Raw genomic sequence first — 14305 nt, 5'->3', positions numbered from 1 at the left:
GAGGACAGGAGATGGCACCCATCGTCAGCATGACCGGCATCGAAAAGCGCTTTCCGGGCGTCCATGCGCTCAAGAACGTGCAGTTCGATCTCGAGGCCGGAGAGGTTCACGCCCTGATGGGCGAGAATGGCGCTGGCAAGTCGACGCTGATGAAGATCCTGTCCGGCATCTACAGCCGCGACGGCGGTGATCTGCAGATCGAAGGGCGCAGCGTCAGCCCCGACAGTCCGCGCGCGGCGCAGGATCTGGGCATCGGCATCATCCATCAGGAACTCAGCCTGATGAACGACCTGACCGTGGCCCAGAACATCTTTATCGGGCGCGAGCCGCGCAAAAGCTTCGGGCGGCTGGACGAGGCGGCGCTGAATGCGCAGACCGCCGAGATCTTCGCCCCGATGAACCTGACCCTCGACCCAAAGGCGCCGGTCGGCAGCCTGACCATCGCCAGGCAGCAGATGGTCGAGATCGCCAAGGCGCTCTCCTACCGCTCGAAGGTTCTGATCATGGACGAACCCACGGCGGCGCTGAACGAGGCCGAGATTGCCGAGCTGTTCGTGATCATCCGCCGCCTGCGCGCCGAAGGTGTGGGCATCGTCTATATCAGTCACAAGATGGATGAGCTCAAACGCATCGCCGACCGCGTCACGGTGATGCGGGACGGCGAATATGTGGGTACGGTGGATGCCATCGCGACGCCGATCAACCAGATCATCGCCATGATGGTGGGCCGCGAGGTCAAGGACGACCCGCTGGATGTCCCTGACCTGTCGCAGGCCGAGATCGCGCTTGAGGTTCGGGGGTTGTCCCGGGGCCGCGAGATCCACGATGTCAGTTTCTCGGTCCGCAAGGGCGAGATCCTGGGCTTTGCCGGCCTGATGGGTGCGGGCCGGACCGAGGTCGCCCGCGCCATCTTCGGCGCAGATTTGCGCGATGCCGGAGACATCCGGGTGCATGGCCAGGCCGTCCCGATCGCCAGCCCGTCCGACGCGGTGCGCGCCGGGATCGGCTACCTCTCCGAGGATCGCAAACATTTTGGCCTCGCCACCGGCATGAGCTTGCGGGACAACATCGCGCTGGCCTCGATGCACCGGTTCACCCGCCGCGGCGGCGCGCTGAACGATGACGCGATGCGGGATGCCGCGCAGGGCTATATCCGTCAGCTCGGCATCCGCACGCCGTCGGACACGCAGGAGGTCCGGCTGCTCTCAGGCGGCAACCAGCAAAAGGTGGTGATCGCCAAATGGCTGCTGCGCGATTGCGACATCCTGATCTTTGACGAACCCACGCGCGGCATCGACGTGGGCGCGAAATCCGAGATCTACAAGCTGCTCGAGGAACTCGCCGCGCAGGGCAAGACGATTATCGTCATCTCATCCGAACTGCCCGAGATCATGCGCCTCAGCCACCGCATCGCGGTGATGTGCGAGGGGCGGCTGACCGGCATCCTGCAGGGCGGAACCGAGACCACACAAGAAGACATCATGAAACTCGCGACCCAACGCGAGGCAGCGATGCAACCGACGGGGACCTGAACCATGACATCGGCGACCGAGACCAAATCGAAGACCCTGCTTTCGCATCTGGTGGATACCGGCGCGCATCAGAAACTGCTGGCTTTCGCCAGCCTGATCGCGCTGCTGATCGGGTTTTCCATCGCGTCCCCGAATTTCATGCAAACCTCGAACATGATCGCCATCCTGCAGGCGACATCCGTGAATGGCGTGCTGGCGGTGGCGGCAACACTCGTGATCATCACCGGCGGCATCGACCTGTCGGTGGGCACGCTGATGACCTTCTGCGCGGTGATCGCCGGGGTTGTGCTGACCTATGCCGGGATGCCCCTGCCGCTGGGCGTGGCGGCAGCCATCGGGGCAGGCGCGTTCTGCGGCCTTTGCTCAGGCACATTCGTGGCCAAGATGAAGATCCCGCCCTTTATCGCCACCCTTGGCATGATGCTGATCCTCAAGGGGCTGTCGCTGGTCATTTCCGGCACGCGCCCGATCTATTTCAACGACACCCCCGGCTTCGACCAGATCTCGCGCGGTTCGCTGATCGGAGAGATCATCCCGGCGCTGCCCATCCCCAACGGGGTACTGATCCTGTTTCTGGTGGCGCTCTCGGCCTCCTATATTCTGGGCCGCACCGTGCTGGGCCGCTACACCTTTGCGCTGGGCTCGAACGAAGAGGCGGTGCGCCTCTCGGGCGTAAACACCGACGCGTGGAAGATGGGGATCTACGCGCTGGCGGGCGGCATCTGCGGCATCGCCGGCATCTTGATCGCCTCGCGCCTGAACTCGGCGCAACCGGCGCTGGGGCTGGGATACGAGCTTGAGGCGATTGCCGCCGTGGTGATCGGCGGCACGTCGCTCTCGGGTGGGCGCGGCACCATTCTGGGCACCCTGATCGGCGCGCTGATCATGGCGGTGCTGACCAACGGCCTGCGGGTGCTGTCCGTGGCGCAGGAATGGCAGACCGTGGTCACCGGCGCGATCATCATTCTGGCGGTCTACGCGGACATGGTCCGCCGCCGACAAACCAATTGAACGGGCCAACTGAACAAGAGAACGGGGGACGTTCCGAACCGGCAGGCAACCGATCCGAGCATCCAACAGGAGGAGAAGAAATGCTTTCACGTCGTTTCATTTTGGGGGCCATTGGCGCATTGGCGCTGGCCGCCCCCGCCACAACCGCCTCGGCGGAGGATCTCTATGTGCCGCTGGTGTCGAAAGGGTTCCAGCACCAGTTCTGGCAGGCGGTCAAGCTCGGCGCCGAACAGGCCGCTGACGAGATGGGGATCCGCATCACCTTCGAAGGCCCCGATAACGAGACCATGGTGGACCGCCAGATCGACATGCTGGCCGCCGCGCTGGCCAACAAGCCTGCCGCCATCGGCTTTGCCGCGCTGGACAGCCAGGCGGCGATCCCGCTGCTGCGTCAGGCTAGTGACGCGGGCATTCCCGTCATCGCCTTCGACAGCGGCGTCGACAGCGACATCCCCGTCTCGACCGCCACCACCGATAACCTCGCCGCCGCATCGCTGGCCGCCGACAAGATGGCTGAGCTGATCGGGGGCACCGGAAAGGTCGCCGTTGTTGCCCACGACCAGACCAGCCGCACCGGCATCGACCGCCGCGACGGGTTCGTGAACCGCATCGCCGAGAAATACCCCGATATCGAGGTGGTGACGGTCCAGTACGGTCAGGGCGACCATCTGAAATCGACCGAGGTCACCAAGGCGATCCTGACCGCGAATCCGGACCTCAAGGGCATCTTCGGCACCAACGAGGGCTCGGCCATCGGCGTGGTGAACGGCGTGCAGGAGCTTGGCACCACCGGGCTGACGATCATTGGCTACGACAGCGGCAAGGCCCAGAAGGACGCGATCAAGAGCGGCCTGATGGCGGGCGCGATCACGCAGAACCCGGTCGGCATCGGCTATGAAACCGTCAAGGCCGCCGTGGCAGCGGTGAAGGGCGAAGAGGTCCCGGCGCTGATCGATACCGGCTTCTACTATTACGATGCGTCGAATATCGACGACCCTAAAATTGCCGCCGTTCTGTACGATTGAACGCAGGCAGGGTAACCCTTGGCCCGGCAGGTGTGTGCCGGGCCGATTCATGAACAGGGACAGACTGGATGAAACTGCTGCGCTACGGGCCCGCCGGTGCCGAAAAACCGGGATTGCTGGATGACGACGGACAGGTGCGCGACCTGTCGGCCCATGTGCCCGACATCGCGGGCGCGGCGCTGCTGCCCGACAGCATCGCCCGGCTCAGCGCGCTGGATCCGGCGGCGCTGCCGGTGGTCGACGGCGCCCCGCAACAGGACCTGCGGCTGGGGCCTTGCGTCGGTCAGGTGGGCAAGTTCATCTGCATCGGCCTCAACTATGCCGATCACGCCGCCGAGGCGGGCATGGACATCCCGCCCGAGCCGGTGATCTTCGGCAAATGGACCTCGGCCATCACCGGCCCCGACGATGACGTCGAAATCCCGCGCGGCTCCGAAAAAACCGATTGGGAGGTCGAACTGGGCGTGGTGATCGGCAAGGGTGGCCGCTACATCGACGAGGCGGATGCACTGGGCCACGTGGCGGGCTTCTGCGTGGTCAACGACGTGTCCGAACGCGACTTTCAACTGAACCGCGCGGGCACCTGGGACAAGGGCAAGGGCAACGATACCTTTGGCCCCACCGGCCCCTGGCTGGTCACCCCGGACGAGGTGGGCGACTATGATGCCCTGCCCATGTGGCTTGAGGTGGACGGGCACCGCTATCAGGACGGATCGACCGCCACCATGGTCTACAAGGTGCCGCACCTGATCGCCTATTGCAGCCAATTCATGAGCCTTCAGCCCGGCGACATCATCTCAACCGGCACCCCGCCCGGCGTAGGAATGGGGCAAAAACCGCCGGTCTATCTGAAAGGTGGCGAGGTCATGCGGCTGGGGATCGAGGGTCTCGGCGTCCAGACCCAGACCGTGCGCCGCGCCAACTGACGCCAGCGGGTCCCCTAAGCCCTGCCCGTGCCAACAGCCCACCAGTGTGCTAGGCTGCATCGGCACGGGGCCCGGGACGGGAGGACCTGTTGAACGCCCTCCAGATATATCTCTACAACCTGCAACGCCGGTGCGGCCCGCGTGAGCACCTGTGCTACAGCCCCTCGACCAGCCTGTTCTTCGGCACCGACGGCAAGGTGACAAGCTGCTGCTACAACCGCGAGACGGTTCTGGGCCGCTACCCCAAAAACACCATCCGTGAGATCTGGCAGGGGCGGCCGCGCCACTCCCTGTGCCAGAGCATCGCGGCAAACGATCTTTCCGGCGGCTGTGTCGGCTGCGGCTCTCAGATCGAGGTCGGCAACTACGGCGCCGTGGTGGCGCAGCACTCCGACCGCTGGTCGGTCGATCCGGACCATCCGACCTCGTTTTCCTTTGAGCTGCACAACACCTGCAACCTCGAATGCATCATGTGCAACGGCGATCTGTCCTCGCGCATCCGCCGATATCGCGACCGGCTGCCCGCCAAGCGGAACGTCTATGACGCCGCCTTTGTCAACCAGCTCGAAGACTTCATTCCCCATCTCGAAGGCACAACATTCTATGGCGGAGAGCCTTTTCTGATGCGGCTCTACTACCGGATCTGGGACCGTCTGATCGCCCTGAACCCCGAGTGCGAGATCATGGTGCAGACCAACGCCTCGATCCTCTCCGACCGCGTCCACGACTTTCTGGAGCGTGGAAATTTCCATCTGGGCGTGTCGCTCGACAGCGTGCACCCCGCCACCTACGCCTCGATCCGCCGCAACGCGGATTATGACGCGGTGATCGCCAATACCCGCTGGATGGCGGATTACTCCCGCCACCATGGCCGGTCGTTCGGCATCTCCGCCTGCATGATGACCACCAACTGGCAGGAACTGCCCGAACTGCTGGAATTTGCCGATGAGCTGGACGCGGTTCTGTACTTCAACACCGTGTGGGAACCCCGGCACCTATCGCTCGCCTACAGCCAGCCCGCCCTGATCCAACAGGTCGCCGAGCGCTACGGCACGCTGGCGCTACATCGGGGCCTTTCCGCCGCCACGCACGGGCGCGCGCAGGCCGCGAGCACGGCCAATCTGGCGGGTTTCATCGCCCTCTTGGGCACCTGGCATCAGGCGGCGCTTCGCCGCGAACAGGACGTCGCCGTAGCGATTTCCTGAGGTTTGATATACTATTGGCCGGTATTGCGTTTAGCCATTCAACGGGGGGCACCCATGGCCCGGACACCACGAAAGCAGTCCAAAAAGACGACCACAACCCGTGCCAAACGCCCGGCGGCCAAGGCGCGCAAAACAGCCGCACCCACGCCACCGCCGACCGAAGCGCCCGCGGCGCCGGAAATGCCCCCGCACACACCGCCGCCGAAACCCGACCTCAACGCCGCGATGGAAGACAGCTACCGCCAGCTCCAGAGCATCTACGACGCCTTCACCCGGCAATACACCGATGCGGGTGCGCAGTATCAGCGGCTGTCGGAACAGGGCTATCGCCCCGAACTGGCGGATCTATACCGCGAGTTCACCGAAACCCGCGGCGCGGAAATCGCGCAGGAAGGGCTGCAACTCGCCATCCGATACGCCGCCTCGGCGCAGGCTCTCTCCAAACGCTACACCGATGAGCTGTTCTTTTTCCTGCAACACAAGGGATTGAAAGAACCCTCGGTCGAAGAGCCGCAGCAGAGCAACGGCCTGATCCTGCGGGGAGAGGCCGGATCAACGCTCGCCACCAGTTTCGACGTGGAAAACAGCCTGGCCACCAGCGTCAGCCCCCGGGTGTCCCCGACGCCCATATTGGACGCCGACGGGAACAGCCTGGACGGCGCCATGGTCGACATCATTCCCGACCTCTTGAACCTCGCGCCCGGTCAGAAGCAGACCGTCACCGTGCATGTCCCGCTCGATGCCGAGCTTTATGAGGCGGGCAGCACCTATTCCAGCGCGCTGGTGATCGTGGGGCTGGGCAATGGGCGCGACCAGCTGATCTCGATGCAGATCGAGGTCACGTAACCGTCAGCGTCAGGATGCGATAGGTCCACTCGCCGGATTTCATCGACTCGTAAACCGCCGATCCAGGCGCGGCCAGAAAGTTGCTCCACCCCGCCTGATCCCCCTCGAACGCCCCAAGCCGCGAGGCCGCTATTTCATCGCAAGACAGCAGGACATTTGGCGTGATGTCCCGGTCCTGTTGCAGTTCGAACCCCAGCTCCCGCAACAGCTCCATGCATTGGTGCATTTTACCTACCGGCATGAGATCGGTGTAAAGGAAATGCCCGCCCGGTTTCAGCACCCGTTTCACCGAGGCATAGAACCGCTGGATCGCGGGGTAGGTGTGCGAGGATTCAATATTGGTCACCGCATCGAAGCTGGCGTCGTCAAACGGCAGGTCCTCGGCATCGCCCTGCACGAAACGCAGCCGCGCATCCGTATGGGTCTTGCGGCAGAACTCGATGGCCGCGCCCGACAAGTCCAGCCCGGTGACCGCCTCCGGGTCGAAGAACTCGACCAGCGTCCGCGCCGTCCCGCCGCGCCCGCAACCGACATCCAGCAGGGTTTTGCCCGCGACCGGATAGGCCCCGATCACCTCCAGCGCCAGCTTGACCGAGTTGCGGTTCAGCATCTTGTCGTCGAGCCGCACCGACGACGCCTCCGGCGCGCCATTGAGCACATATCCGTAGTTCAGGAAATGCGCGAACGCCCCAAAGGCCGAGCCGTCCAGCTGCCGGGTGACGCCGTCATACATGTCCTGAAAACTCTGCTTGGTGCCGTCCAGATCAAGCTCTGGTTCGGGTTGCTCCGGCGCGGGTACAGCGGGTTGTGTCTTCGGGGCCGTTCCGCTCTGCACCTCGGCCTCGATCAGCGGCGCCAGACCCGCAATCGTCGGCGTGTCGAAGATCTGCCCGACTTCCATAGCATGCCCCAGCTGTTCCTCGATCTTCATCGTCATCTCGATGGCCAGCAGCGAGTGCCCGCCCAACTCAAAGAACTTGTCGTGGATGCCGACGGGGCTGAGGCCCAGCAGATCCTCCCAGATCTCCGCCAGAATCTTCTCCATATCGTTTTTCGGCGCCTCGAACGGGTTCGACAGGTTCGGCCGGCTGTGGCCTGCGGCTTTCTCCGTTGCCTCGGGCGTCGCCGTGAAATCCACCCATTCCGCCAGCCGCTTTTTCAGCGGCGTGGTCGAGATCACCACCTGATCGGCCTCAAGGCACATCAGCCGCTCCAAGGCCTCGGCCCCATGCGCCGGAGAGATCGCGTTCTCACCGTGCTGCTGCCCGGCAAAGGCCCATTGATCCCAGTTGACCGTCATCCAGCGTGTCTTTGACTTTGGACGTTGCGACGCTGCGAAACTGTCGAGGAACTGGTTCGCCGCCGCATAATACCCAAGGTTCAGGCCCCCCAGCACCGCCGACAGCGACGAGCCCAGCATCACGAAATCCGGCTCCTTCCCCGCAAGCGCCTCGGCCAATGCCTGCACGCCGCCGATCTTGGGCAAGAACTGCCGGTGCAACTCCGCCTCGGTCAGATCTTTCAGCGGGCCAAACCCCTCGGACACGTTCCCGGCCAGATGGAAAACACCGTTGATTGGCCCAAACTCCTCAGCCCGCCCCAGTGCCACGCGCAGAGCCTCCGCATCGGCCACATCCGCCGCAACGGTCATGACCTGCCCTGCCTTGTCGATCTCCAGCAACCGCCGCGCCAGTTTCGCGGTGGCGTCGAACTCGTCCTTGCTCACCGCAAGATCCGGCCATTCCTCCTTAGCCGGGAACCCTAAACGCCCCACAAGCACAAGCCGCGCCCGATAGCGGCTGGCCAGCATTTCGGCCACCGCCAGCCCGATATTGCCCAGCCCACCGGTGACCACATAGACGCCTTGTTGGCGCAGAAGCGGGCAGGTCTCGACCGGATCGAGGCGGGCGGGTCCGAACCCCAGAACATGCCGCTTGCCACCGATATAGGCGACCGAGGCTGCAAAACCCGGCGCGCGCAACTCGTTGCGCAAGATCCCCGCGCATTGCGCTGCCCGGGGTTTGGTCAGATCGGACGCCGCCATATCGAGGCAAGTGCCGCGCAGATTCGAAAACTCCTGATTGATCACTTTCGTCAGCGCCAGCACGGGCGAGACCGCTGCCTCCTTGGTCCCATCCGCCCGCCCCGGCTGGCTCTGGCGCGTGACGCAGAGCATCCGCACCTTGGTCAGCCCGTTGGTTCTGGACAACGCCACAGAAAGGCGCTGCATCATCAGAGCTGCATCCTCGGGGTCGCGCGCGGCAAGCGGCCACAGGCAGACCACATGCGTAAGCGGCTGATCGGTCTCCGCAATAGCCTCGAATAGGCGGGTGATATGCTTGGGATTACTCGGGTTCAGGGTAAACCCCCGGTCACTGCGCGCAGTAAACCGTTTCCCGCTCCGCACCATGACCGTGTGCACCCCATCCTCGCGCAAACCAGTCTCCAGCCCGGCGGCAGCCGGACCATTGTCGCTCAGGATCAGTACCCGCGCGCCCTTGGGCAGGGCGGGCAGGTCGTCCGGCAGATCGGCGGCTTTCCACTTCGGCAGATAGGCCCAGTGCGCCATCGCCTGACGGGCTGCGGCGGCGGGAATGCTGGGGTCCTCGGCGCCGTCCACCCAATAGCTGTCGCGCTCGAACGGGTATCCCGGCAGGCTGACCCGGCGCCGGACCTCACCGGCATGAAACCTGTCCCAGTCGATCCGCGCGCCATGGGCCCAGAGCTGGCCCAGACACTCCGTCAGCAGATCGCCCTCATCCACCTTGCCGGCTTTGCTGTCCATCGAGGCCAGCACCGCATTCTCCCCCGCCGATCCCACCTGCAGCCCGGCCAGATTGCACAGGCTGCGCCCCGGCCCGACCTCAAGCAGCACGGCCTCGGGCGTCTTCAGGCAGGTCCGCACGCAATCGGCAAAGCGCACCGTGCTGCGCAGGTGCAGCGCCCAATAGGCCGGATCGGTGGCGGCCTCGGCGGTCAGAACCTCTCCGGTCAGGTTCGAGATCACGTCGATGGTAGGCGCATTCAGCGTGATCCCCTCGAAGGCGTCGATGAACGGGTCGAGGATCGGGTCCATCATCGCCGAGTGAAATGCGTGCGAGGTCCTGAGCCGCGTCGGCACGATCCGCTGCTTTTCCAGCCGCTCCACCAGCCGCTCGACCGAAGGCGTCGGCCCCGCAACCACCGTCATGCCCGGCGCGTTCACGGCGGCCACGGCGATGTCGGGCGGGAGCAGCGGGCGCACATCCGTCTCACGCTTCGGGATGGCCAGCATCGTGCCGCGCGGGCAGGACGCCATCAGCGCCCCGCGCCGCGCCACCAGCCTGGCCGCATCCGGCAAAGACATTACTCCGGCCAGCGTGGCGGCCACATATTCGCCGATGCTGTGCCCGATCATCGCCTGCGGCGTCACCCCCCACGACATCCAAAGCTGGGCCAGCGCATACTCGACCGAGAACAGCGCGGGCTGAGTGATCTCGGTCTGCCTCAGTTTCTCCGCCACCTCTTTGGCCCTGCTCTTGGCGGGAAACACGATCGGCTTCAGGTCCACACCCGTTTCCCCGCGGAACGCCTTGCGGCAAGTGTCGAAGGCGTCGCGGAACACCGGCTCCTGCGCATAAAGATCACGCCCCATGCCCGGATACTGCGCGCCCTGGCCCGAGAACATGAAGACCACAGGACGGTCCTCACCCGCCGACTGGAACGTGCGCAGCCGGTCGGGGTTTCGCGACAACAAAGCCAGCGCTGTGCCCGCTGGGTTGTCACTGTCCCCCACCACGAACCGCCGATGCGCAAAACGTGCACGCCCGATCCGGGCGGTATAGGCGATATCGGCAAACTCAGTGCCCGTCGCCCCCAGCATCCGGCGCGCATAGACCTGCGACAGCCGCTCCAGCGCCGCCTTGCTGCGAGCCGACATCACCAGCAACTGCCGTTTGCGGCCCGGCCCGCTGCCTGCCTGCCGCGGCGGCTCCTCCAGAATGACATGCGCATTGGTGCCGCCCACCCCGAACGAGCTGACGCCCGCCCGGCGCGGCCCGCCATTGCCGTTCCAGAACGTCAGATCGCGGTTCACGTAAAAGGGGCCCGAGGCGAAATCGATCCCCGGCGCGGGCACGTTGAAATGCGCATTCGGCGGGATCTCTCCCCGCTCGACCACCAGTGCCGCCTTGATCAGCCCGGCGGCCCCGGCGGCACAGCTCAGATGACCCACGTTGCCCTTGATCGAACCCAAGGCACAGAACTGACGGTCCGGCGTCTGCTTGCGAAACACCCGTGTCAGCGCCGACACCTCGATGGGATCGCCCAGCATGGTGGCGGTTCCGTGCGCCTCGATATAGCCGACGCTGCGGGGCTCGACCCCGGCCATCTCATAGGCGGTTTCGATGGCGCGGGCCTGCCCCTCGGCGCTGGGCGCGGCATAGCTGACCTTGTTCGCGCCGTCATTGTTGTGCCCGAAACCGCGGATCACCGCCCTGATCCGGTCCCCGTCGCGCAGCGCCGCGTTCAACCGTTTCAGCACCACCAAGCCCACGCCACTGCCGACGATGGTGCCCTGCGCGGCCGCATCGAAGGGGCGGCAGTGACCGTCCGGAGACAGAATTCCCCCGGGCGTGAACAGATACCCCCGCCGCTGCGGCACCTTGACCGTGACCCCCCCGGCCAGCGCGATGTCGCAACTGCCCTCGATCAGGCTCTGACAGGCCAGACAGATCGCCACCAGCGAGGTCGAACAGGAGGTCTGCACCGTGATCGCAGGCCCGGTCAGGTTCAGCTTGTAGGCGACCTGCGTGGCCATGTAGTCCTTGTCGTTGGTGATCATCAGCTGCATCCCGTCAAGGAATCCCAGCCGGTCCAGATTGCGGTTGATCAGATACAGATACCCGCTCAGTTCGCAGCCGCCGAACACGCCGATATCGCCCTCGTAAGTGTTGGGGACGTAGCCCGCATCCTCAAGACTGTGCCACGCGCATTCCAGAAACAGCCGGTGCTGCGGGTCGGTCAGCTCGGCATCACGCGGGCTGAAGCCAAAGAACTCGGCATCGAACTTGTCCACATCGTCGAGGATCGTGGCCGCCTTCACGTAGTTGGGCAGCGAATAGACGTCTTTGGGAACGCCCGCGCCCTGCATCTGTTCTTCGGTCAGGGTGCTGACCGCCTCGACACCGTTTTTCAGGTTGGTCCACAGGGTCTCGACATCGGCCGCCCCCGGAAACCGCCCCTGCATGCCGATAATGGCAATCGCGCCGTCATCCGGCCTGTTCGAAATACGTGCCTTGTTCATTCAGCGCCCCGTCGATGTAGTCGAACAATGCGTCCGCAAAGCCCGGGTTGGTGAAAGGAAAGAAGTGGTCACCGGCAAAGATACGGCAATCGAACGACGTGCCGGTCCGGTGGCGCCATTCGATGATCTCGCGGAACGACACCTGCGGGTCACGATCCGACCCCAGCGCCAGGATCGGGCAGGCCAGCGGGTCATGCGCCGTCGCTGCACCCGTGTCATAGCCCTCGAGCAGAGCAAAATCTGCGCGGATCGCGGGCAACAGTCGATCCGTCAACGCTTGGTTCGCCAGCACCTCGTCCGGCGTGCCGTTCATGGCCGCCAGTTCGGCCAGAAATGCCTCATCCGGCAGGTCTGAGAGCCCCGGTCCAGACATGGCGCATTGCGGTGCCCGTCCGGCCACGGCCAAAAGCGCTGGTGATTGCCCCAGCCGCTGCATCGCGCGCGCCGCCTCATAGGCCAGAAGCGCGCCAAAGCTGTGGCCAAACAGGGCATAGGGCCTGTCCGCCAGCAGCAAAATCCGCTCGGCAACCGCCTGAACCAACCCGTCCCATGCGGTAATCGGCGGATGCCCGGTCAGACCGCCCCGGCCCGGCAATGTGACCGCACGCACGTCGATATGCGGCGAAAACTCGCCGACCCACTTCTGGAACTTGTCGGCGCTGCCGCCCGCATGTGGAAAACAGATCAGGCGGGGGGCGTCATCGACCAGGCCCGCATCCGGGGCGCTGATGGAAATCTCGAATGACCTGTCCACGCCAAAGAACCCTTCACCGTCAATGAATTAGCCTCTCCTGTCCGCTGATCCGCAGGAGAGCCGCAAGAATAATGCCGAGTGTCCCTCTGCCCATATTTTAGCACGCTTTGCACATTTCTGCCGGGGAGGGCGGCTGACTGCGACACGCCCCCAATTCGCCCGATCCCCGTCCGGCCGGGGCCGCAAACCCGATAGGTGATGAAGATTCAGGCCGTTTCTGCTATGGTTTCGCCATTGTCCTGACGCGCCGCGACATGCGCGGCAACCGGTGCGCCCTCAGGTATTGGTTCCTGATTTTCCGGGGTCCGCACCGCCAGCCAAGGGGAGGTCAGCCATGCCCGGAGGGGGAGGCAAAGGTGGCAGCAGCCGCAGCACGGTGAACGTGAACAACGGCCCGATCACCATCGACTCGGATACGGACGCGGATGTCACCATCAACGGTCTCGACGATATCGGCGTCACGCTCGAAGGCGGTGACCCGATCAAGACCGAAACCAAGCTTGAGGGCGGCGATCCGATCAAGACGGAAAGCCTGCAGGACTTCAAGATTTCCGAACCCATCGTCACCGACAACAAAAGCGCGCTGACGGTCGAGATCAAGCCGCTGTCGGTGGACATCAAGCCGGTAGCGCTGGATCTGTGCACCACGGTCAATCTGGGCAAGCTGCCCACTGGCATCATCCGCCAGCCGTATCACCACCATATCGGCGTGACCTATTTCGGCGTCGAGTATTACGGCGTCACCTATAGCGGCGAGGCCAAGCAGGTGTTCGAGGAACTGCCGTTCCGGCCCTCGGTCCAGTTGCCGCCACAGAGTCAGGCAAAACCACATTCCACCAAACCGCAGCCCAAAGGTTCGGGCGGGGTAAAGATCCGCATCAAGTAACCTGACAACACTCTCGGCGCATCAGCGGGAAAGGCAGGCGTCATGGCACCAGCAAAGAAAGAGGCAGCCACCGGGCTCGAAGTCGCGGCACCTCTGGTTCTGGTGGGTGAGCCGGGCTTTGTGCAGGGCAGGCTGTGCCTGCGCAATCCGGGCGCCGACAAGAAGACCCTGCGCGACCTGCGGCTGACCGAACGCCGCGCCAAGCCCAAGAAAGGCCAGCCAGCCGATCCAGAACCGGCGCTGGCCATCGACCTGCCCCGCGTGACCGTGCGCCCGAATGCGTCCAAAGAGGTCGCCCTGAACCTCGCGCTGAACCGCAACGCCGCACCGGGTACTTACGCGCTGGATCTGGCGCTTGAGGGCAAGACCCACCCGGTCGAACTGGTGGTGACCGAGGTTGTGGATCTGGAAATCCAGCCCTCCGAGATCTTCCTCGAAGGCAAGCCGGGTGCGAAATTCGAAAAGCTCCTGTTCTTCCAGAACCATGGCAATGTGCCCGTCAACGTGCCGGCCGTGGGCGCTGTGCAGCTCGATATCGACATGCTGCATTGCCGGGCGCCACGGGCGGCGCTGAAGGCGCTGGGAGAGGCCGATTGCACGCTGGACGAGATCGCGGCGGCCTTCGCCAAGAGCTACAAGGCCGAGCTGGCCAGCTTTGCCCCCCTGCGGGTCACCAACGATGCGCTGACCATCGACCCCGGCGCCTCGGTCAGCGCGAAATTTACCTTTCAGATACCCAGCAAGACACCCAAACGGGTGCCCGCAACCGCAAGCATTCAGATCGTGTCCGAAACAGTGACGATACGTGTCCTCGCGGTGTGACGCGCGACGCAAAA

General features: G+C 64.4%; 10 protein-coding genes. 8 read left to right on the top strand and 2 right to left on the bottom strand.

Annotation, left to right across the window (positions count from 1 at the left end; all coding sequences use genetic code 11):
- The first annotated feature begins 11 nt into the window (after positions 1-11).
- From GOX53_RS23125 to GOX53_RS23100, 6 genes are all read left to right on the top strand, one after another.
- Complete coding sequence (locus GOX53_RS23125) at positions 12-1532, top strand: sugar ABC transporter ATP-binding protein (RefSeq protein WP_171180613.1); 1521 nt, start codon at positions 12-14, stop codon at positions 1530-1532.
- 3 nt (positions 1533-1535) lie between these two features.
- Positions 1536-2543, top strand: a complete 1008-nt coding sequence (locus GOX53_RS23120; protein WP_171180611.1) for an ABC transporter permease — start codon at positions 1536-1538, stop codon at positions 2541-2543.
- 80 nt (positions 2544-2623) lie between these two features.
- A complete protein-coding gene (locus GOX53_RS23115; RefSeq protein ID WP_171180610.1) occupies positions 2624-3568 on the top strand; it encodes an ABC transporter substrate-binding protein in 945 nt (314 codons plus the stop codon).
- 68 nt (positions 3569-3636) lie between these two features.
- Positions 3637-4494 (top strand): fumarylacetoacetate hydrolase family protein, encoded by an 858-nt coding sequence (locus GOX53_RS23110; protein WP_171180608.1) that lies wholly within the window; start codon positions 3637-3639, stop codon positions 4492-4494.
- Positions 4495-4583: 89 nt separating this feature from the next.
- Positions 4584-5699: a radical SAM protein gene (locus tag GOX53_RS23105; protein WP_171180606.1), complete on the top strand. Its 1116-nt coding sequence runs from the start codon at positions 4584-4586 to the stop codon at positions 5697-5699.
- Between the two features lie 54 nt (positions 5700-5753).
- Positions 5754-6545 carry a hypothetical protein gene (locus tag GOX53_RS23100; protein ID WP_171180604.1) on the top strand — a complete coding sequence of 264 codons (792 nt, stop codon included), beginning with the start codon at positions 5754-5756 and terminating at the stop codon, positions 6543-6545.
- Here the strand turns inward: GOX53_RS23100 and GOX53_RS23095 are convergent.
- Positions 6538-11829: a type I polyketide synthase gene (locus tag GOX53_RS23095; protein ID WP_171180602.1), complete on the bottom strand. Its 5292-nt coding sequence runs from the start codon at positions 11827-11829 to the stop codon at positions 6538-6540. The genes GOX53_RS23100 and GOX53_RS23095 overlap by 8 nt on opposite strands.
- On the bottom strand, positions 11795-12583 hold the full coding sequence (locus GOX53_RS23090) for an alpha/beta fold hydrolase (RefSeq protein ID WP_171180600.1): 789 nt from the start codon (positions 12581-12583) through the stop codon (positions 11795-11797). The genes GOX53_RS23095 and GOX53_RS23090 overlap by 35 nt, the downstream gene beginning before the upstream one ends.
- A gap of 334 nt (positions 12584-12917) precedes the next feature.
- On the opposite strand from GOX53_RS23090, the gene GOX53_RS23085 reads away from it, so the two are divergent.
- Entirely contained in the window at positions 12918-13469 is a 552-nt protein-coding gene (locus tag GOX53_RS23085) for a hypothetical protein (protein ID WP_171180598.1), read from the top strand.
- Between the two features lie 42 nt (positions 13470-13511).
- Complete coding sequence (locus GOX53_RS23080; protein WP_171180597.1) at positions 13512-14291, top strand: hypothetical protein; 780 nt, start codon at positions 13512-13514, stop codon at positions 14289-14291.
- Positions 14292-14305 lie beyond the last annotated feature (14 nt).

Origin of the sequence: Ruegeria sp. HKCCD8929, assembly GCF_013031405.1 — a bacterium.
In the GTDB taxonomy this organism is placed as follows: domain Bacteria; phylum Pseudomonadota; class Alphaproteobacteria; order Rhodobacterales; family Rhodobacteraceae; genus Ruegeria.
The sequence above is the reverse complement of the archived record's forward strand: the minus strand, read 5'-3'. Positions and strand labels throughout refer to the sequence as shown.